Below are 21,055 nucleotides of genomic sequence, written 5' to 3'. Positions count from 1 at the left end.
CCGGCCCGTGCGCCGGGTTCACGGCGTCTGCTTGTCCCAGCGCCGGTCGGCGGCGAGCACCTCGTCCAGGTTGCCGAGGCGGTCCAGGCCTTGCACGGCCCGGGCGGTGCGCTGGTTGGCGGCGAGCAGGTCGCGATGGCGGTGGGCGAAGGACCAGTAGCCGGTGGTGAATGGACAGGCCTGTGCCCCCGCGCGGTCGCCTGGACGGTAGGCGCAGCCGTCGCAGAGGTCGCTCATACGGTGGATGTAGGCGCCGCCCGACGTGTACGGCTTGGTCGTCATGCGACCGCCGTCGGCGTACTGGGACATGCCGGTGACGTTGGGAAGCATCACCCAGTCGTAGCCGTCGACGAAGCAGCGGTGGAACCAGTCGGTGACCTGGCGCGGCTCCCAGCCCCGCTGGAGAGCGTGGCTGCCGAGGATCATCAGGCGCGGGATGTGGTGGGTCCATCCCGTGTCCCGTACCTGGGCGAGAACCGTGGCGAGACAGCGGGCCGTGACCGCGTCGGCGTCGAGTTCGAGGAACCACTCGGGCAGCGCGGTGTGATGCCCCAGTGTGTTCTCGTGCCGGTAGTCCTCGCCGAAGTACCAGTACAGCTGCCACACGTACTCGCGCCACCCGGCGACCTGCCGGACGAATCCCTCGACGCTGTTGACGGGAGCCCGGCCGGCACGCCAGGCCTCCTCCGCGGCGGCGACCGTCTCCCACGGGTCGAGCAGGCCGAGGTTGAGCGACGCGGAGAGCAGGCTGTGGCTCATCACCGGGTCGGCGGCGAGCACGGCGTCCTCGTGCGGGCCGAACCCGGCGAGCCGGTGGTCGACGAAGCGGCGCAGTGCCGCAAGGGCCTCCCGTCGGGTGGCGGGAAACAGGCGCGGTCCGTCGCGGCCGACGAAACGGATGCCGTCCTCCCGCTCCCAGCGGGCAAGGTCGGCGCGCACCTCGGCGTCGATGTCGTCCTCGCGGGGTCGGTAGGGCTCGGGGGCACCGAGGGTGCGTGCACCACGCGGGGGGCGTTCCCGGTTGGCGTGATCGTGGTTCCATCGGCCGCCGGCCGGACCGCCGCCGTCCATCAGCAGGCCCAGCGCCCGGCGCGCCCAGCGGTAGAAGTCCTCCTGCCGCAGCCGCCCGCCTCCGCCGTGCTCGTCGGCCCAGACGCGGAAGGCGTCCTGAGGTACGAGAAAGCCCCGTGCGGGAAGCACCCGTACCTGTTCCAGGGAACGCACCAGTCCCAGAGCGGCACGTGAGGTGGGGTGATGAACGGTCACCGGATTGTCGCCCACCGCCTCGTGCAACCCCTCACGGTAGGTGTCGGCGCGGACGTAACGGACGCGGTCGCCGAGTTCGGCGGCCCGGTGGCGCATCGCGGAGAGCACCAGGTGAGCCTTGGCCCGGTGGAAGCGGCGGCGCCGGAACACCGAGCGGGCCTCGATCATCACCACCTTGCTGTCCCTCGCAGGACCGCCCTCTTCCGGCGCGAGGAAGTGCGGGCCCAGCTGGTCGCCGAACAGCCAGTGCCAGTCGTTCATGGTCACTGCGTGAGGTGAGGAGACGGCCCGGGAAGGCCGGGTACGACTGCCGGCGCTCCGCCTGGCCGGCTGGAGACAGTGGCCGGCCGCGGAGACGACAGCCGGGTTTTCCGCCGCCGGAGCAACGCACGCAACGCCACGGCGGATTGAGCCGACGACGGCCCCGGACCAGGAGGGCATCGACGAGACCGGCACCCGCCCTTACCCGGCGGGAGGCCGCCGTGCGGTGGGCACGGAGCGACGGAAAGACGTCCGATCCGCCCCTGGACGCGGAACCCGCGGTGCCCCGCAAGGAGCTCCCGGACGCAACGGTCTCCACCCCGGCCGGACAGGAGAGCGCCGGTGCGACATCACGCCCCACTCGACGCACTGGCTCGACCGGAAATGCGATGCCGAGGTGCACGCGAGACAACCTACGAGAGGTGGCAGCCGCCGCCGGGTAGACGCGCGCGTCCTCGTGACCGACTGGGAATCACCGGTGAAGGTTCGACCCGGTGGAGGGGCCGCTGTGCACCAGTCAGCTACCGGACAGGCACCAGTTGTACGTCATCTTGGCGTGCGATCCGACGGTTCGTCAGAGGAATCGGGCGTGATCGAAAGGGCTAACGAGCCAATCCCGGTCAGATCGCCGTTTCCTGGAACAGAACGCGGCGTCCGGGCTGACACTCAGGCCCGTGCCTGTCGCGTCGCCGTCTCCCGCGTCACTGATCCTCCGGGGCGGGGTAGTCGTCCTAGAGGTCGCGCCAGTGATCGACCTCGAACCTGACCTGGGGGCCACGGGTTCGACGGTCGTCGCGGCGGAGACCGGCGGCGATGTGGATCGTGAAGGCGTCGGCGGTCGTGGTCGCGCCGCGCTCCTGGAGGAGGGCGGCGATCCGGGTGCGCAGTTCGTCGCGGATCCGGGTGGCCATGGTGAGGTCGCGTTCGAGATCCGGCTTGGCGCCGTCGCCCTGGCCGGCCAGCCGGACGGTCGGCAGACGCAGGCCGTGGGCCAGGTTCCAGAGACCGGTGCGGACGACGTGCTCGGCCAGGTAGTCGAGCTTGGAGCCCGCGCTCTCCGCCATGGTGCCGGGCGTGTCGAAGGGGATGGAGCGGAACTCGGGCGCGGACACGGCGTGGCCGTGGAGGACGACCAGGGTGAGCGGGTTCGCCTCGGCCGACGCATGGTCGTCGGACAGCAGTTCCGCATGGGACTCGTGCATCGACTCCCCGGGGCGCTTGCTGTAGGAGCGGAAGTACCACTGGTGCTTGCCGTCGATCATGGAGGCGGCCTTCGGCATGGCCTTGGCGGCCCGCTGGAACGTGCGGTTCTGCTCCTCCGCGGACGCGCCCCGGTCGCGGGCCTCCCTCGCGGTGACCAGCAGATCGGCGAGCTGGGCCTTGGACTTGAGAGCCTCCTGGCGCGCCGGGTCGGCGCCCACCCGTTCCGCGAAGTGCGCCTGCTCGTGCAGTCGGGTGGCCAGCGCGCGCAGTTGGGCGGCGGAGCTGCGCAGGTTCTCCTCGACCGCGGCGCTCATCTCCGTCTTGTTCCTGCCGACCCGGGCGTGGTTCTCCAGGGTGAGCTGGGACTGGCCGTCCTCGCTTGCCAGGACGACGCTCGCGAAGTGGTAACCGAAGTGCGAGCCGTTGCTCGCCGTGGGCTTGGCGTAGTTGACCGCCAGGGTCGGCCTTCCCTCGGGGTCGGCCGCGTTGATCGACTGGACCAGGTAGCCCTCGCCCACCTCGGCCCAGGCTCCCTCGTTGATCCCGGTCTGTCGCGCCGCCCGCGTCACGGCGTCGCGTCGCGGGTCGTCCACGTACTCGTAGCTGAGCGCGCTTCCGTACTCCCGGCCGGGCATCGGCGCGCCGCCCTGACCGCCGACGCCCCGGTTGTCCCGGGCGATCTGGGCCGCCGCCCAGGACGGGCCGGTGGTGGCCGGGGCGATCTTCCCGTCGGCGACCTCGGTCAGGGACTCGGCGAGGTGGTGCGTGCCGGTGACCTCGGCCGTGTCCAGGGCGCTGATCCGGCCGGTCGAGACCCGTCCCGGCGTCCGGAACACCACGTGCGAGGCCCTGAGCTCGCCGGACACCATCTGTGCGAAGTCCCGGCAGGTCTCCTCCTCGGAGCGACCCGAGCGGGTCAGGAACTGCGGGGTGACCTGGAGAAGCGGCGGAGTGGGCAGGGTGTCGGCCTGAATGAAGGTGAGGGCGATCTCAGGGTCGGCCTTCAGCCGCACCTTGCTGCCGGCGGCGGCCAGTTTGGCGTTGGCCTCATCGACGGCCCGCTCGGTGGCGTACGCGTGCTGGCTGAGCCCACCGGCGTCGATGGCCAGCGTGTGGTCCTGCGACACATGGATCACCGGGAAGTCCCCGACGGGCACCACGCCGAGTTCCTGGGTGGGCAGGAACAAGGGGGCGGCCGAGGAGGTGGCGGGGTCGGCCGTCAGCTCGGTGGCGGGCAGTCGGTGGAAGAGCACGGACTCGTCCCCGGGGGCCCAGACCCTGTACTCGTCGGTGGCCAGGCGCTGCGCCCGCAGGTGCGCGAAGTGGTCGGGACCCGCCGCCGAGGTGGTCGGAGCCCAATGCGGGTCACGGCCGGACAACTCGATCCGCTCCACCATCACCTTCCCTCGGACCCGGGTCAGTTCGAGCTCCCCGCCCGACGGCGACCACACCCGGTTCCCCGTGGCGGCGAACACCGCCTCCGGCAGACCGAAGGCGTCCTGTGGAAGGCCGCGCACGGCCAGCACGATGTCGGCGTCCGGCGGGCGCTTGGGATCGTGCACCAACAGGGCGACGAAGTCCTCGACACTCGTCAGCCGGACTTTCCCGTGCGGGGTCTCCAGGGTGATGCGGTCATGGCCGGCCCGGGCCAGGACGACATAGGCGCCCTCGTCCCAGGGCATGCCGTGCCGGGCCCGTTCCCCGTCGTCGTGGCGGACGTGGTACTGGGTGGGGTCGAACTCGGGCCGCCCGATGCCCCGCCAGTTCCGACCGCCGCCGGTCAACTCGGTTCCCTCGTCGAAGACTTGGCGGGCCAGTTCGGTGACCTCCGCGTCGGAGCGGTCGGCGAACGGCGCGGCGGCGGGCGGCCGGGCCGGGGCCACCGGGTCCGGATCCACCGCGAGCAGGATCTCGCGAACGGCGGCTCCGCTCAGCCCCGGCGGGGCGACGGCCGGCTTACCGTCCTCCCCGGTGTAAGGCAGGTCGCGCAGGACAGGACCGGATTCGGTGACCTCGGCGATCGTCTGAAGGTAGGTGTCGGGTACGTCGATGCTGTCGATGTCCGCCATGAGGCCGGCTCGGTCGGTCTGCTCTTCGAGGCGGCGGAAGAGCGTCGTGACGTCGTGGTAGCGGTCGGGCAGACCGCTGTAGTGCAGCAGTTCGTGGAGTGCGCGGGCGTCGTCCCGCACGCCCTCGTGGTTGCCCAGCGGGAAGGTGAACTGGTCCCAGGCGCGCTGCGGCGCGTCGCTCCGGCTGATCTCCACGGCCTCCGGGTGGTCCGGCCGGTGCTCAAGGTCCACGTCGATGTGCAACTGGTCGCCCGAGCCGGGCAGTCGGCGCCCGTCGTTCACGTGCGTGTCCAACAACGACTGGAGGCGCTCACGGTAGGCGGCCAGGTCACCGGGCCCGAATCCGTCGCCGAAGCGCACCGGCAGATGCAGGGAGAGGTTGCGGATCCAGCGGCCGTCCTCCGCCTGGATCCGGGCAACGGCCGCGCGGACCACGACGTCCCGGCCGCCCAGCAGTCCGGCTCCGGGGCGGTCCGCAAGCGGGTCGCGCGCGGGGTCGTACCGCTCGGTCCGCAGCACGGCCCAGGCGGCCTGCTCACGCCGGGCGCGCCACTGCTCGGGCCGCAGGGGCGGGCGGTCGTCCGAGGGGGATGCGGCGGCTTCGGGCACCTCGTGTTCTTCGTGGGACGGTGCCGGGGACCCCTTGGCATGGAGCCTCGGATGTTCAGCGGCGACGGGTGACGCGTGGCCCGTGCCCGACGGGTGGGTGACCGTGATGACCGCGCGGCGGCGGGCCTCCGGAGTGTCCTGCGCCGGGTCCGTGCCGTGCGGGAGCTCCGGGCCGCGGGACTCGGCCGTGATCGTGAACGCGTCCGACGTCAACGGGGAGCCCAGGTCCCGCAGATGGGCGTCGAGGCGCCGCACGAAGAGCGCACGGACGCCCTCGGCACGTTCGGCGCCGACCTGGACAGCCCTGCCGAAGTGGGGCAGGCCGGACACGGACGCGGTGCCGTGCCCGGTGACCAGGACGGCCGGCAGCCCGAGCCCGCTCTCCGCGCGCCGTACCGCGTCCTGCGCCACCTCGGCGGCGAGCGTGTCGACATGGGCGGTCTCGGTAGGGGTGGGCGCGGTGACGTCCTCGGCGGGGAAGGCGATGTCGCGGGTGTGCGCAGAGGTGGCGCTGGGTACCGAGGCCGAGCTAGTGGCCTGGGGCTCGGTGTGTGTGGGATTCGGGGCGGTTGCCGGGACTTCGGCTCGGGGCGCGCGGGGCGCGAACTCGGGCGGACTGGTGTCGGCGGGGCGGGAGCCGGGTGATGAGAGGCGGGAAGGAGGAGTGGCGGCGGGTGCCCGGCGGGCTGGCGCGAGAGAGGACGGGGCCGCGGCTGAACTGTGCGCGGCCCCGGATGGGGATGGGGCGGTAAGGCGGCGGGACGGGCCGAGAGAGGAGGGAACGGCAGGCCGGTGCACGGAGCCGGCGAGAGACGAAGCGGCGGGACGGCGGGGCAGTCCGAGGCGCGACAGCGCATCAGAACCGGAAGCCGACGACGCGGCCGGACGGGGGGTGGAGCGCGCAGCGAACGGCGCGGCGGAACCCGAAGCCGGCGAAGCCGCGGGACGGGGGGACGAACCCGAAGCGAACGCAACCGCAGAACCCGAAGCCGACAGGGCAGCCGGGTCGTGGGGTGCCGTCCAGTGGAAGATGTGGCCGGTGACGGTGCGGGGGGTGCCGTAGGGGCCGTTGTCGTCGTGGCCTCGGACGGTGAACCTGACGGGCTGGCGCATCAGCGAGGCCGCACCAGTGACCTTGGCCTTGCCGGGTTCCGTGGCCGGAATGCCCTGCCGCAGCGCCGAGTTGGGGGTGGGTCTGCTCGGTGTGCCGGGCGTACGGGTGACGGGGCGGGCGGAGTCGAAGGTCTCGTCCCGGGTCATACGCCCGGTGGAGAGGGGGATGCTGCCCACCGGGTCCTCGGTGAGGACCGCGAAGTCGAGCGGGGAGAGGGACCAGTTGAACGTGTTGGTGGCGGCGGTGGCGGACTCGCCCTTGACCGCGACGGAGAGTTCGTCGTCGGCCGCGTCACGGCGGCCCACCTCCTGCGGGGGCCCGATGGCCTCCATCGACAGGGCGACCGAGGTCCCCGGCACCCGGTACTCGCCGGCCGGCGTGTCGAGCTGGTGGAACAGGGCAGGCAGCGACTGTCCGGAGAACACCTGGCGGATCGCGAACTGCTCCTCCAGCGTGAGGCGTTGCTCCTTGGTCAGGTCGTGCTCGGGTCCGAGTCGGGGGTCGGCCGTGAAGGTGTCCAGGAAGCGGGAGACGGTGCCGGTCAGCTGCGTGGGCAGAGTGGAGCGCGCCGCCCAGCGAGTCAGGTCCGCCCCCTGGGAGAGGGCCCACGAGTAATAGGAGCCCAGGTGTCCGAGCAGTCCGTCGCCCCACGGGCGTGGGGCCGCCTGGACCTGGACGGCGGTGTCGTGCAGGGATCTGGTGTTGTCGAAGCCGACCAGGTCGTGCGCCTCGCGCAGGGCGTTGTGCCAGCCGATCCGCTCCGCCGGTCCCGGTCCGGCCACCCGGGCGAGCTCGATGTCGAACGGGTGCTCGGCGGAGGGTGCGGGGCGGGGAGCGTCGTCGCCGGGCAGGTGCGGGTGGGGCGCGGCGGTCGCGCTCTCGGTGAGGGACTCGGGCACCCACGCGGTCGCGCCGTAGGGACCGATGGTCCGCGGCTCCTCCGGCAGGTGTACGAAGCGGCCGGTCTCGGTGCGCCGGGTGACCGTCACCTCGTAGCTCAGGCCGGCGGTGAAGCGGGCGTTGGTGTCGCCGTAGCCGGACGTCTTGTGGCCGACGGTGGTGGTCACGCCGGACTCGGCGCTGCTGCCCCGGCCGCCTTCGAGTCCGCCGGCGGGGGTGATGGAGACCGAGTTGAGGTGGGGCACCGCCGGAGGGCGTGCGGAGGCCCGGAGATTGCCCTCGGCGCCGAGCGTGGCCTTGGCGCCGGCCTTTCCTTTGACGGTGTGGGCGACGGTGACGTCACGGGTGAGCGGGCGGTCCGAGCGGGAGCCGTCGTCGCGCCAGCCGTCGGTGATCCCGCGCACCAGCACCTCGGTGACAACGTGTCCGGCGCGTGTCACCTCGACGTGCCGGTCCAGGATGCCGGGGCCGACGAGTTCGTCGTAGCGGGCGGCGAGGGTGTCCGGTGAGTAGGTGTCGGCGAAGGGGAGGGCGGAGTCCGGGACGGTGCCGGCGTCCGGTCCGCGCAGCTGCCGGTCTATCTCCTGAAGGATGGGGTCGGTGCCGGGGAGCTCCACCAGAGCACCGCCCGAGATGCCCTGGTCCAGCAGGGTGGCGCGGCGTTCCGGGGGCAGGACGGCCGGGTCTGTGAGGGCCGCGTTCTGCAGACGGGTCACGTCCTCGTCGGAGAGGAGGACGTGGATGTCGTGGTGGTGACGGCTCGGGCGGCCCACGTGGGAGGCGCCGGACGCCTCGGTGAGGCGGCCGGCGATGCTCACCTCGGCCGTGGCCCGGTAGACGTGCCAGGTTCCGGTGTGGCTGACCTTGCGGGTGGTGGCGGTCTGCTGCTTGAGGGTGTCCACGGCGTCCCACTGGCCGCCGGCCTTGCCCTTGCCGCCGCCGCGTACCTGGAACGAGGTGGTGAGCGCGCCGGCCGCGGTCTCGGGGAACAGACCGAAGTCCGGTCCGAGGCTGCCCTTGACGGACGACGACGTCTGGTCGGCGAGGGTGGTGGCTCCGCTCGCCTTCAGCTCCAGGTCGAGGGTGCTGTCCCCGGACAGCGTCTCCTCGTAGTGCAGGTCGATCAGCCGGGTGCGCACCGACAGGCCCACGGTGTCGGGGGCCCGGCCGTCGTCGACGTGCCGGTCGAGCGTGTTGGCCCAGCCGGCGTGCGAGGCGGACACCAGACCGGGCAGCTGGGCGCGGCCGGCCAGTGCCGTCACGGCCTCGTCGAGTTCGGGGAGTCGCGGTGGTTCGACGTCGGGCTCCCGGGACCGGTACGCCGCCTCCAGCGCGGCCCGCGCCTGCCGCTGGAAGCCGGCCTCGTCGGCGACCCGTGTGACGGCGTGCGACTGCGGCAGCCAGGCGGGCCGCAGATGCCGGGGTGCGGAGGCCGACCGCTCCGCTTGCCGTACCTCGACCCGCAGCCGGTCGGCGGCCCCGAGGACCACCTCACGTACGGTGTCCGCTCCCCTGCCGTCGGCAGGGCGTTCGGCCGGCAGGGTGCCCGGCGGGTTTCCCTCCCGGTGCGGCGCGACCAACACCCGGTACGTCACCGGGTAACTGAACGCGTCCGCCGGTCCCTTGTACTGGAATGTCCGCTTGGCCTGCGTCTCGCCCGACACGACGGTCTGCCGGGAAGGGCCGTAGGAGACGTCGACACCGGCGTTCCCGAACGCCCGTACGGTGTCCGGCGGGTTCAGTGCCCTGCGCAGATTGCCGCTGACCCCCAGGGTGTGCTTGCCGCCCCGGGTCACCGCCTTGTCGGTGGCGTGCCCTCGGGCCACCGTGTCCTTCGCGGTGCCCGCCGCCGCCCCGTCGTGGTGCCCGGCCCCGATGTCGGCCCGGACGACCACCTCGTACGTACGACCGGGCAGCCCCGGCAGGTGGGAGGTGTCCAGGGTGATCCGGAAGGTGCCGTCGAGGAGCCGTCCGCCGTCGGCGCGCAGCCCGGACCGGGAGAGGCGCTCGCGCAGCAGGCGCTGGTTCTCCATGGCCTGCGGAGTGACACGTCCGGCCGCCGCGCCCTCGGGCGGCGGCAGGGTGCCGGGCGCCAGCTCGTGCAGCCGCTCGGTGATGTGCCGCTCCAGCTGCCGGGCGCCGGGCACGTCGACGAAGGCGGTGCGCGCGGCGATCAGGGGTCGGCGCAGGCTGTCGGCGGCCGGGACGGGAGTGTGGCTTCCTTCGGCGGCGGCGGACGGCTGGTGGCTGACGCGGATGACCGTGCCGGTGCGTGGGGCGGGCGGGTTCTCCTCGTCCCGGGCGGGCGCGGCGTCGGGTTCCTCGCGGACCGCGTGCAGACCGTCCGTGCCCGGGGACAGCCGCTCGCGCAGTACTTCGAGCCGGAACCGTGCGGCCGTCCTGACCAGGTCGCCGGTGCCCTTGTGCTCCAGGCTCCGTTCCAGCGAGAACGTCTGCTTGCCCTTCTCCTGGTGGGCCTGGCTGTACGCGTAGGAGTAGCCGCCGGTGACCGTCAGCCAGGACGACTCCTTCGTCGTGCTGCTCTGCCACAGGCGCCGCGCGCCGCCGCCGTTCAGGCCGAGGCCCCAGCCGGAGGTGTCGGTGCGGCCCGTGGCGTGCTCGCCGGTCTCCTTGCTGGTGACGGTGTCCTTGTCGGCGACCGTGCCCTCGCGTACCGACGTCCCGGGTTCCAGGGTGAGCCGGAGCCAGGCGTGGCCGCCGTCGCTGAGGTAGAGCCGTTTGGAGGTCAGGCCCCAGCCGGCGGCGTGCTCGAAACCGTCGACGACGTTCTTCGGGGACAGGAATTCCAGGATGTCGTTGTGCGCGGTGCCGCCGGGGCGGGCCTCGCGGGGCAGGCGGCGGAAGACGTCCTCGTGCAGCGCGGCCAGCCCGGTGATGTCGAGCGGGCGGCCTTCCGCACGGTCGGGGCGGTCGCTGTCCCAGCCGTTCCAGTCGTTGGGGCGGCCGTCCGTGGAGGCCGGGTCCAGGCGGGTGATCTCCGCGGTCACGTCGGCGGTGAGAGGGGCACCGGCAGGGCGCGGGAGCGGGCGTCCGTCGGGGCCGGTGACGGTCGACTCGTAGCGGAACGGGGAGACATAGGTGTCGGTGGGGCCAGTGAGCGAGGTCTTCGTGCCCGTCTCGGCGCCGGCGTTCAACGAGGTCTCGGTCGCGTGCGTGCTGCCGCCCGCCTTGACGGAGGGGGTGATCAGGCCCAGCCGGTCGCCCCGTGAACCGTCCGGGAGGATCACGGTCGGGGCCAGGTCGAGGCCCGCCTGCGAGGTGGTGAGCGCGGCCTTCTTCGGCTCGGCCGCGCGCTTGGCCTCGGTGGACCGGTCGAAGCTCTTGCCCTCCTTCTCCTCGGCCGCCGCCTGGTCCGCGCGCAGCCGCCAGGGACCGGGCCGGGCCGTGAGCACCACGTCGTGCACATCTCCGGCCACCCGGAGCTGGAAGCGCCAGCCGCCGTTGACCATCTGTTCGTGCCGGGTGCGGAAGTCGGCGGGGTCGAACTCCGCGTCGAGCGTCTGCACGACCTGGCGGTCGGTGCGGTGCACGGCGGGCAGGGTCGCCAGTACCTGCTCGCGCAGGTCGTCCGGGCCGGGGGCGTCGGTGATCCGGATACCGGCCAGCGACTGCTGGTGACGGCCGCCCAACAGGCCGGGCGGCGCGGGCGGCGGCGCGGGGTGGTCCGTGGTCCCGGGGTCACCGGCCCGATGCGGATCGTCGCCGGGCGGAGGCGGCGGCGAGGTGTCGCCCTCCGGCTCCGCGGGAGGCTTTGCGAGAGGTTCCGCGAAAGGCATCGCGGGTGACTCCGAAAGGGGCTCCGCAGGGGGCTTCGCCAGGGGTTCCGCGAGGGGAGCCTCGGCGGGCGATGTCTCGGGCAGCTCCTCGGGCTCGCCGAGCCGCGCACCGGCCGTCGCGCCGGACTCCGACGTGGGAAGAACCGGGTGCTCGATACGGGGGCTCGGTGACGCGTGTGTGACCGGCGAGTCGGCGCGGACGAGCGGCGGCTCGGCGAGGGAGGTGGCGGATTCCGCGTGCGTGATCGCCGGCGGCGGCTCGGCCTGCCGGGTGGTGGATCCGGCGGCGGACGGGAGGATCGAAGCGGAACGCGGACGGGAGATGTCGGCAGGCGGGAGAGTGGAGCCGTCGTTCCGGGTGACGGGCTCGTCGTGCTGCTCGGGTTTCAGGCCCTTGAAGCGGAACTCCGCCGGGGCGTGGACGAGTTCGGCGTCGTTGAGGCCCGGCCTGAAGCGCAGGAGCGGTTCGCCGCCCTCCTGGTGGGACTCCACTATCTTGCTGAAGATGCCCTTGCTGAAGGGCGTCGTCGGCTCCCAGTCCATGTGCGCGCCGTGCATGACGGCCATGTCGTTGGTCATCATGGTGTTGACGACCGCGTCGTACGGATCCCCCTTCAGCCGGCTACCGCCCGGTGTCCTGATGTCGAACACGTCGTGGTCGCCGGTGATCTCGGTCCAGTTGTCCTCGCCGACCCGGCCGTACACCAGGCCGTTCTCGACCTTGAACCGGCCCTGGTCCCGGAGGTCGGCCATCACCGGCGCCAGGGCCTCGAACTCCTCGGCGCGCTGCGCGAACCGCCTTTCGAGCTGTTCCCAGGTCCTGTCGTCGAGGTTCCCGCGTTCGGGCAGGACCGGTTCGAAGTAGCCGATCAGACCGCGGTGTTCGTCCCTGGCGCCGAGCAGGACGTCCAGGTCGTTGACGGACTTCGCCTTGATGTCCTTGGGCTTCGGCAGCTTCCCCTGATCGAGCCAGTTCGGGGCGGCCGTGTTGGTCGGCCGGACGTCGATCACGAGATTGCGTGCCCGCGCCAGATTCCGGAACTTGCCGAAGTTCTTCTCCGGCATCCCGTACTGCGACCGGGCCACGGCAGGGGACACCACCCGCGAGTCCCCGTTCCCCGAGCCACCGGCCGACTCCGAACCGGAATGCGCCTGTTGACCGGTCTCCGGCGCCTGGGCCGCCCGGTCGGTCGCGTCGGCCACCGGGGCACGGGGGAACACCTCGTCGGGGTGCGGATCGGACACCTCCCGGGCCACCTGCATCACGGGGGGCGTGTCCGTGCCGTGGAAGACGGTCTCCACGCCGTCGGACATCGCGAGGAACTCGTTCTCGTTCTCGTAGAGGAAGAGGGTGTGCTCGCGTTCCCCCTCGATCGGCGCTCTGCTCTGCAGGTACGTTCCGAAGACCTGGTGCAGCGGAATCTCCTGCGAGGTGACCCAGAACGACCCCAGCCCGTGGTTCTTGGTGTCGTGCTGGTCCTTGTACGGCTCCATCAGGCTGTACGAATCCGCGGGCCCGCGCCGCAGACCGATCCGGGCGCCGGTGTCCGGGGTGCGATCACCGTTGGCTTCGTCCACCACGGATCGCTTGTCCAGGCGCAGGAGTTGGACGACGCCCCTCTTCGGGTCCACGTTCGGCATCTTCACCCGGGTCAGGATCTCGTGGGTGAAGACGTGCTGGGCCACGATGCTCCGCACGTACTCCGGGGCGAAGTTCAGCACCGGCACGGCGTTCTCGTGCCCCGTGTACGGAGCATCGTCGTTCTTCACCCCCGGGCCGTCGAGGCGAGACATGTAGAAGCCCCGGTCATGCTGCGGCGGACGGAAGTGACTCATCATCACCTTGAACCGCAGCGCCTCAGTGGTGTTGGAGCCGCCCGACTGTTCCATGGCCCAGTTTGCCAGCCAGACGCTGTCGCCGCCGTTCTCGTCCAGCCAAGCGTGGAACCGCGCCGACACACCGTCGGGTCCGTGCAGCGGACCGCCGATCGGTCCCGTCGGATCGTCCGGCGAGACCAGGGCCCACGGCGTCACGACGTCCGCATCGGCCGGGGTCCGTTCCCCCCAACGCTCGTTCACGACCAGCTCCTGCGGCAGCGCGCTCAGGAAGTCGCTCTCCCCCATGAGCATCTGCACGCGCAGGAACTCGCTGCGGTACTCGGGCTTCCAGTGGCCGTCCTTCAGGGACTCCTCGGTCTTCAGCAGACGTTCGGCTCGCTCTCGTTCCCGATCGTCCGCCCCTTCCGTGCGGACGATCTCCTTCGCCCGCTCGGTGATCAGGTGAAGCCGGTGCGTGGCGGCGGCCGACATGGCGTCGTACGCCTGTTTCCGGTAATCCCACCTCGGCCAGTTGTACTCGTCCTCCGCCGGGAGACGTTCCGCCTCGTTTTCGTGCGAGTACGCCAGCGGGGTCGTACGGATCGTGTCGTCGGACCGGAGCTCGTGGACGGCCACACCGAAGAAGGCGAAGTCGTCGGCCGCCCACAGTGTGTGTGCCTCGAAGGGCCCGGACGGCAACGCCTCCAGCACAGGTACCGACGGAGGGGGCACCGTCTCCTCATCCGCGACCGGCTGGTGTTCGCCGGCATCGGTGTGCCCTGTCCGCTCCTCGGACTCCGGCGACCCGGGACGGTCCGGGACCTGTCCCTGGGTGTCCGATCCGATGCCGAGCCGCGCCATGTCGTGAGCGGGAGCCGGTGCCGTCCAGCGGGAGGGCCCCGGCAGAGCGGTGGAGCCGCGCGTGGCAGGCGTGTCGCTTTCGTCCTCACTCCAATCCGGCTCCTGCTGCTCCTCCTCGTCGGAGTCGTACTGCCGCCGGCCCCTCAATCCCGCGTTCATCGCCCTGGCGAGATCCGCTGCGGTCATGGTGCGCGGGGCCACGACCGGCGACATGTCCTGCGCGGAACCGTCCGACGTCTTGTAGCGCGACGGTTCGGAGACCGGGTCGACCCACGTGTGACTGCGCGTGTGGGCCGTCGCCGCGGCGTGCGCCTGCTCCCACTCGGCGTCGTGCGCGAGTCCCAGGTTCTCAAGGTGGAGTTCACCTACGACAGCGGCGCTCAGCTGTAGATGACGGTCGCCCAGACCGCCCCTGCGCAGCCCCTCGGGCGAGTCGGCGTGAAAGTTGCCCATCAGACCGCCCTTGACATCGGGGCGGTGCGGAACAGCCTGGTCACGGTACTCGTCCCGCAGGTTGAGCGTCTGGTGACCCAGCTCGTGGGCGTATTCGACGGGCTGCGCGTCCGTTCGCCATCTCCGCTGGTCCATGGCCCTGTCGCCGTCGACGAGATCGACCGTCAGGTGAGCCTCTTCGCCGGGCTTCGCGTGGACCACGGTGACGTGCAGCCGGTCACCGGTACCGGGAGTGTGGTCCGTGCCAGGCAGGTGGTAACCCGGCGCGTTGAAGTACTCCTCGACCCCGGCCGTCACCTTGGCCCAGACGGCGTCCGTGTCGTGCCCTCCGCCACCGTCGCGGAAGGCGACCTTGACCGTGAGGTCGGTGACCGGCTCGCCCCGGTACATGAACCGCCGTGCCTCGAAGGTGGACCGGACGACGATGCGGGGCGTGCGGTCGAGCTTCATACGAGGGGGCGAGGCCGATCCGTCGGGGCGCCCACCGGGGGGTGGAGTGGGGTCCGGGATCGGCGCGCCGGCCTCTTGGTGGGGCCGGCCGACGGCTGCCGCGGTCTCCGGCTGCGATACGGCGGCGGTCTCGTGCGCGGTGGCGCCGGCCTCGACCTCGGGCTGCGTCGTGCTCGCGGTGGCGGTGGACTCCGTCGGCCCGGCGGTTTCCGGTCCGGCGGTCTGCGTAAGCGTTCCGGCGGCCGACGGAGTGCCGGACTCCGCGCGGACGGGTGACGCCGGGCCCGTGGAGCCGGTGCCACGATCGGTGCTCGTGCCCACCGTGGACGTGTTCGCCGTGCCCGTGCTCACCGTGGACGGACGCGCGGAGCCGGTGGCAGTGGTGGTACCTGAGCCGCTGGTGGTCGCAGGGCGGCTCACGTTCGTGGCCGTGGTTCCGGTTCCGGCGATGCCGCCGCCACCCGTCGTGACGCGGGTCGGCGTGGTGGGGGGCGCCCCCGCGCGGGTGGCGGACGAGGCGCCGGCGTTGGACGTTGTCGTACTCGCCGTTGTGCTCGACGCGGTGGTGACGGTGGTCGTGAATCCGGGCAGCCCGTTCTCGTGTTCGGCGGTGACGGGAGAGGACGCGGTGTGGGTCGTCCCGTGCACGGCCCCCGCGTTCCCGGTGCGGAAGGCGTCGTGCTCCGTATCGGTGGTGCCGACAGCAGCCGGTCTGGTCGTGGCCTCCGAAGCGGTCGTGTGCCCGGTCCCGTTCGTGGCGGCCGTCGTCGTGTTGTCCGTCGATTCCTTGAAGGTGTCCGTGCCGGTCAGCTGCGTCTTGTCGGCCGACACCACTCCGGGCAGGTCGAACGTGAGTGCCTCCGGCACGTTCACGTGGACAGGGTCCACCTTCACCGTGTCGCCCTTGCCGCCGAACCGCCGCTTTCCGCCGCCGCCCAGCGCACCCAGCGCACCCGCGCTGATGGACGAGCCGAACTCGTCCTCCCCACTGTGATAGATGCCGTACATGATTCCGGCGGTGCCGATGCCGGTGGCCGCGCCGAGGATGCCCTTGCCGAACAGCGAGTGCGCGAACTTCGGCGCCAGGACGCCCCCCGCGCCGAAGAAGATGCCGCCCACGGCCCCGCCGATCGCACCCGACACCACGGCGGAGACGGTGTTCTGGGTGGACCACTCGGTGCGGTCGCCCTTGAGGAATTGGATGGTCTGGACGGCGACGTCGAGACCGACGTTGAGGGCGACACCGGTCGCGATCGAGATGAGGAGCCGACGCAGGATCATCTTCACCGCGACGCGGGCCGCCGTGATGGCCAGCGGGATGACCTCGGGCGCGAAGAAGATCCACTCCGCGATCTGCGCGGCCAGCAGGATGAGCTGACCGAGGATCATGAACTTGGAGTACTCGACCTGGACGGCGGTGTTCTTGCCGAGCTTGCCCAGCTGGTTCGCGGACTCCGCCATCTCCGGCAGGCTGGACTCCAGTTGCGTGACGAAGGCCTGGAACTGGTCCGCGACCTCCCCGCCCACGCTCTCCAGGACTCCGTTGCCGGACGCGCCGAGCTGTCCGCTGATGCCCTTGAGCTCCTGCGCGGCATCGTTCCACGCCTGGCCCAGGGCATGCAGGTGGTCCTCGTTGCCCTTCGGCCAGGCCTGTCCGACCGCCAGCCGGGCGACCCAGGCCAGCTCGGGGGGCATCTCGACGCTCATACGCGGGGACTCAGCGCCGGGTGTGGTGTGACGACGAACCGTTCGTCGTCACGGAGTCGGCGGCAGGTGTGACGGCGCGGAGGGTTTCCACGTTCTGTTCCTCGGTCTGCGCGAACCCCTTGGCCATCGTCCGGATTCCTTCGACAGTGCTGTCGAGCACGTTGCCCGCACCGGTGATGCCGGCGCTGAGCTGCCGCTTGGGCTCGGCGTACTGCTCCAGGAACTGCCGTCCGCTCTCGTCGTCGCCCCAGCACGCGCCGAGGGACTCCAGGCGGCCGTCGAGCTTCGTGGCGATGGACCTGATCCGCCCGGCCAGCTCCTGCATCTGCGGGGCCGCCTGCTCAAGCTGTTCGGTGTCGACGGAGAACGTGCCGTCAGTCATCGGAGCCTCCCTTGAAGCCGTGGTCCACGTAGTCGCGTACGGAGTCGGGCATGGCCGGGTCCTCGGGCAGGACGGCGGCCGGGTCGACCCGGCCCTGGAGCAGGTCGGGCACGGTCACACCGGGTGGCAGCCGGTCGGCGAGCACTCCCGCAACACCCTCCAACGCCTCGGCCCTGGCCTGCCGCAGGGTGGTGAGCAGTACGTCGGCCAGTTCCTTGGGCGCCATGCGCCGGTAGGCACCGGTGGGGAACTCGATGGCGGTGACCTCCCCCTGGGCACCCACGGTGATCTTCACCGTCTGCCGGGGAGCGGTCACGGTCGACGTCGTCTCGTTGATCCGGCGCCGGGTCTCGGCGGCCTCGTCGCGCTGGCGGCGGTACTGGTCCAGCAGGTCCTCGATCTGCTGGTCGTAGGGACCGGGCATGTGAACTCGTTTCCTTTCAGGCGGTGTTCGGCGGGAGGTCAGGTCAGAGGGCGGCGGCGGAGTCCCCGGGGACGGCACCCCAGGTGCTCTCCGGCTGGACCAGCAGGTCGGCGATCCCGCGGGCGGCCGGCTCTTCCTCCGGTTCCTCCTCGACCTCCTCCTGGGGCTCCTCCGGTTCGGGGCCGCCGTCGCCGCAGTACGCCGTCCCGAGGACAGCGCCGCTCACGCCGGCCGGCGCCCCGCTGCCGGTGCGGTCCGGCTGCCAGGTGCTGCGCGGCTCACCGGACGCCCCCGGCCCCTCCGCCTCGGGTCCCGTCTCCCGCTCGCCTTCTCCGCGCAGGGCCCACAGCACGGGTACGAACGCGCCCGCGCCCGCGCCGGGCTCCCACGCGGAGAAGTCCTCCTCGCCGTCGTCGGCCAGTGGCTGCAGGACCACGCCACCGTCGTCGGGCGCGGGCAGCGGCAGCCCGTCGGACCCGACCGCGACAGTCGCCTCAGCGGCGGCCGGGGCCGTACGTCCTTCGGTCGCGCCCTCTTCAGCCAGGCCCTCCGCAGCCGCACCCTCTTCCGCCGCTGCGGACTCCCCCGCGCCTTCGCCGGCCGTGGCGCTCGCGCGGCCCGTCGCGGTGCGGGCGGCGGGTCCGTGCACGTCGAATCCGGGCAGGTACGGCACTCCGGGCAGGGTTCCGGTGAGCGAACCGACCTCGTCGTCACCGGTCTCCTCGGTGCCGTCCCAGGGTTCGGTGCTCGGGTCCAACAGCCCCGAGGCATCGGTCCGTTCGTTCGTGGCGTCCCGGCCCGCACTGGAGGCACCCATGCCGCCCATGCCCGGCATGTACGGCATCCCGGACGCGCTCAGACCCTCCCCGCCGGCCGCCGCGCCCAGCTCCGAGCCGACGTCGTCGCCGCCGGGGGTCTCCTCGCCCTCCCAGGGGTCAGCGCTCGCGTCGAGCAGCCCCGAGGCGTCCGTCGGCTCGGACGTCAGCCCGGCACCACTGGCCCCCGTACCGCCCATCCCGGGCATGTACGGCATCCCGGAGGACGTCGCGAGCTGCGAGGGCGAGCCGGTGGACAGTCCGTCGGTGAGACCGCTGTCCAGCCCGTCGGTGAGGCCGCCGGCGAGACCGTCCGCGATGCCGTCGCCGAGCCCGGTGTCGCCGAAGGCGGCCGGGTCTGCGCCGGACAGGCCGCCGAGGGAGCTCTCCCCCTCGGATCCCAGGCCGCTGCCGCCGAGGCCCGCCAGACTGCCGAGACCGCCCAGCCCGGCGAGGCCGGGGAAGGAAACGGGGTTCAGCGCGCTGTCAAGGCCCGAGGGGTCGAGACCGTCGAGACCGAGGTCACCCAGTCCCGTGCCGTCGATGCCGGACGTGTCGAGGCCGGTGTCGCCGAGGCCGGACAGGTCACCGGGGTAGGCGGCGGGGTCCGCGGACGCGTCCAGGCCCGCGAGGTCTCCGACGTCGCCGATGCCGTCGCCCGTGCCGGTTCCGCCGTCCAGGCCGGTGTCGGGGAAGCCGGAAAGGTCCGACAGGCTTCCGGTGTCGCCGGTCCCGGCGCCCGACCCGTCGAGGTCCGGGGTGTTCAGGTCCGGGCCGTCGCCGTCGTTCCCCGAGCCGTCCGGATTGTTCGTCGGCGAGGTCACCGGGGTGGGGTTCACGACGGCGTCGGACGTGACCTGGTAGGAGTGCGCCAGGTTCTTGAGGACGGCGCGCATGTCGTCGGTCATCATCGCCACGAGTTCGGGCTTCTGACTGATCGGGATCAGCCCGTCGGACATCGGGGTCACGCCCATCAGGACGGCCTGGTGGGCGTACCAGACGTCGATCTCCGCGAGCTTGTTCTGCGCGCTCTGGAAGGAGATCGCGTTGTTGGCGAGCTGATGAGGGATGGAATGGTCACCGGTCGAACCCCCGGCCAGGACATCGGCGTTGGCCTTCACCTGGCGGGAGAAGTTGGTCATCATCGTGAGGAAGGCGTCCGCCGCGCTGCCGCCCCAGGGACCGTTGTCGCCCGCGAGCGCCTTGGCCTGGTCGACCAGGCTCTTCGTGACGGCCTCCAGGATGCGCTGGATATCGAGGAAGGCATTGGCCGCGTCCATCAGGGACTGCGGGTTGGCGATGGACCGGGCATGGGCCAGGTTCGCTGCGGTCCCCACCCCGGAGGACATGCCGTAGACGGCCGCCTTGATCTGCTTCCAGTCCCAGTTCTCGTAGTCCGTGACACTTCCGGAGTTGGTGCCGTCGGGATTGCCGAAGATCGTCCCGTCTTCGCCCTGATGGAAGCCGCCGCTGTTGTAGTCCGGCACTGTCGCCCTCCCGTGGAGCCACCGATGCGTTGTCCGACGAACCTGTGCCTAGGTGGTCGTGGTGTTCGTGTCGGTGTTGCTGTTCGAGTTGCCCGTACCGGTGTTGGAGGTGATGCCGGTGCCGCCGTTGGACGTCATCATCCGGTTGAAGTCTCCGGAGGTGGTCGCGAAGGCGTCACTGAGGTCGTGGGCCGACATGTTGTTGGCCTCCTCGGTCGTGGCGTAGTGCTGGCTCAGCGACCGCACGCCGTCGCGCAGGTCCGTCAGACCGGTGACCAGGGCCGAGAGGGCGTCGGTGTAGCTCTTCTTGAGACCGCCGTCGGCGTTCGCCCCGTTGACCTTCGTCCGCATGACGTTGGCGTGGTAGAAGGCGCCCGGCGCGATCGCGACGTCGTTCAGCTTGGTGGCGGCGTCGCGGACCGGCTGGATCAGCAGGTCGACGTTGGAGGCCAGCAAGTCCATCGACGGTGTGCTGATCGAGGTCCCGTTGTGCCCGTCGCCGCCGGGCACCGGTGGGGGCACGAAGTTGTTCCGGTCGTCGAGGATCCCCGGGACGTGCAGGACGTCCGTGCCGCCGTGGTAGTGGTGGTCCCCGGTGGACCCGGTGGTGGTAGTGGTGTTGTTGTCGCTGTTGCTCTGCGCGCTGATGCCGTCTGTCATGTCACTGGTCCCAGAGGCTCACGCCTTGCCGCTCACCGGCGTGGTAGGACTCGTTGATGTAGCCGAGGGAGTTGGTCGCGTTCTGGGCCTGGGTCACCATGTCGGCTGCGGCCGCGTCCCACTTCGCCTTGGCGATGTCGTAGGTGCTGCGGGCGTCGCTGGTCCACTCGCTCAGGTGCACCTTGGCGCTGTCGTCCAGGTCGGCCAGCGCCGCCTGGATCTTCCCGCTGATCGCGGCCATCTCACCGACCACGTACTCGACCTGGTTCATGTTGACGGCGTACGTAGGCATGGTTCGCTCCTCGTGTATGGGGTGGTGGCAGGCTTCAGAAACCGGGCAGCGGGTTGGACATGTTCTTGTGCAACTGGGTGGCCGCGTCCGAGGTGTTCCGGTGTGTGGTGTCGTAACTCCCGGTGTTCGCCTGGAGCTTCTGCAGCATCAGGTCCAACTGCTGCTTCACGGTGCCGAAGTCGGAGAGCCAGGTGTCCATCGCGCCCTGGAACGTGGAGGCGGCGTCACCACTCCAGTTGCTGCGCAGCGTGTCGATCTGGCTCTGCATCTGGGCGTACGTGCTGTTGACGTCGTCCAGGGCGGTCTGGAAGCTGCCCTGGGCGCTCAGCATGCCCTCGGTGGATACGGATGTGAGGTCGGCCATGACCGTCTCCTCTCGTAGCTGGTTCGCCGCGGTCGTTCCGCGGCTGGTTCATCGCGATCGCTGTTGGTGATGGTGACCCGGGGTGGTACCCGTCGTGGGCCGGAAGCCGGGGGCGCTGCCCCG

Annotated in this window: 8 protein-coding genes; all 8 read right to left on the bottom strand. The window is 71.5% G+C overall.

The genetic code is table 11. The features are described 5' to 3' along the window. Positions 1–18: 18 nt before the first annotated feature. A complete protein-coding gene (locus ACFXC1_RS38100) occupies positions 19–1,527 on the bottom strand; it encodes a cryptochrome/photolyase family protein (RefSeq protein ID WP_381251660.1) in 1,509 nt (502 codons plus the stop codon). Between the two features lie 731 nt (positions 1,528–2,258). Beyond that, entirely contained in the window at positions 2,259–16,508 is a 14,250-nt protein-coding gene (locus ACFXC1_RS38095) for a WXG100-like domain-containing protein (RefSeq protein WP_381251658.1), read from the bottom strand. A gap of 10 nt (positions 16,509–16,518) precedes the next feature. Then, positions 16,519–16,890 (bottom strand): WXG100 family type VII secretion target, encoded by a 372-nt coding sequence (locus ACFXC1_RS38090; RefSeq protein ID WP_381251656.1) that lies wholly within the window; start codon positions 16,888–16,890, stop codon positions 16,519–16,521. Continuing rightward, positions 16,883–17,314: a YbaB/EbfC family nucleoid-associated protein gene (locus ACFXC1_RS38085; protein WP_201050771.1), complete on the bottom strand. Its 432-nt coding sequence runs from the start codon at positions 17,312–17,314 to the stop codon at positions 16,883–16,885. The genes ACFXC1_RS38090 and ACFXC1_RS38085 overlap by 8 nt, the downstream gene beginning before the upstream one ends. 43 nt (positions 17,315–17,357) lie before the next feature. Further along, entirely contained in the window at positions 17,358–19,616 is a 2,259-nt protein-coding gene (locus ACFXC1_RS38080; protein ID WP_381251654.1) for a WXG100 family type VII secretion target, read from the bottom strand. 48 nt (positions 19,617–19,664) lie between these two features. Next, complete coding sequence (locus ACFXC1_RS38075) at positions 19,665–20,276, bottom strand: hypothetical protein (RefSeq protein ID WP_381251652.1); 612 nt, start codon at positions 20,274–20,276, stop codon at positions 19,665–19,667. Position 20,277: 1 nt separating this feature from the next. After that, positions 20,278–20,568: a WXG100 family type VII secretion target gene (locus ACFXC1_RS38070; RefSeq protein ID WP_381251650.1), complete on the bottom strand. Its 291-nt coding sequence runs from the start codon at positions 20,566–20,568 to the stop codon at positions 20,278–20,280. Positions 20,569–20,602: 34 nt separating this feature from the next. Then, positions 20,603–20,932 carry a WXG100 family type VII secretion target gene (locus tag ACFXC1_RS38065; RefSeq protein ID WP_381251648.1) on the bottom strand — a complete coding sequence of 110 codons (330 nt, stop codon included), beginning with the start codon at positions 20,930–20,932 and terminating at the stop codon, positions 20,603–20,605. Positions 20,933–21,055 lie beyond the last annotated feature (123 nt).

This window comes from Streptomyces hokutonensis (genome assembly GCF_042751305.1).
Classification (GTDB): domain Bacteria; phylum Actinomycetota; class Actinomycetes; order Streptomycetales; family Streptomycetaceae; genus Streptomyces; species Streptomyces hokutonensis_A.
This window is presented reverse-complemented; position numbering and strand designations above follow the sequence as displayed.

Coding starts and splice junctions, on each gene's coding strand:
- ACFXC1_RS38100 (WP_381251660.1), bottom strand. CDS start 1,527: ATGAACGACTGGCACTGGCTGTTCGGCGACCAGCTGGGCCCGCACTTC.
- ACFXC1_RS38085 (WP_201050771.1), bottom strand. CDS start 17,314: ATGCCCGGTCCCTACGACCAGCAGATCGAGGACCTGCTGGACCAGTAC.
- ACFXC1_RS38095 (WP_381251658.1), bottom strand. CDS start 16,508: ATGAGCGTCGAGATGCCCCCCGAGCTGGCCTGGGTCGCCCGGCTGGCG.
- ACFXC1_RS38065 (WP_381251648.1), bottom strand. CDS start 20,932: ATGGCCGACCTCACATCCGTATCCACCGAGGGCATGCTGAGCGCCCAG.
- ACFXC1_RS38090 (WP_381251656.1), bottom strand. CDS start 16,890: ATGACTGACGGCACGTTCTCCGTCGACACCGAACAGCTTGAGCAGGCG.
- ACFXC1_RS38075 (WP_381251652.1), bottom strand. CDS start 20,276: ATGACAGACGGCATCAGCGCGCAGAGCAACAGCGACAACAACACCACT.
- ACFXC1_RS38070 (WP_381251650.1), bottom strand. CDS start 20,568: ATGCCTACGTACGCCGTCAACATGAACCAGGTCGAGTACGTGGTCGGT.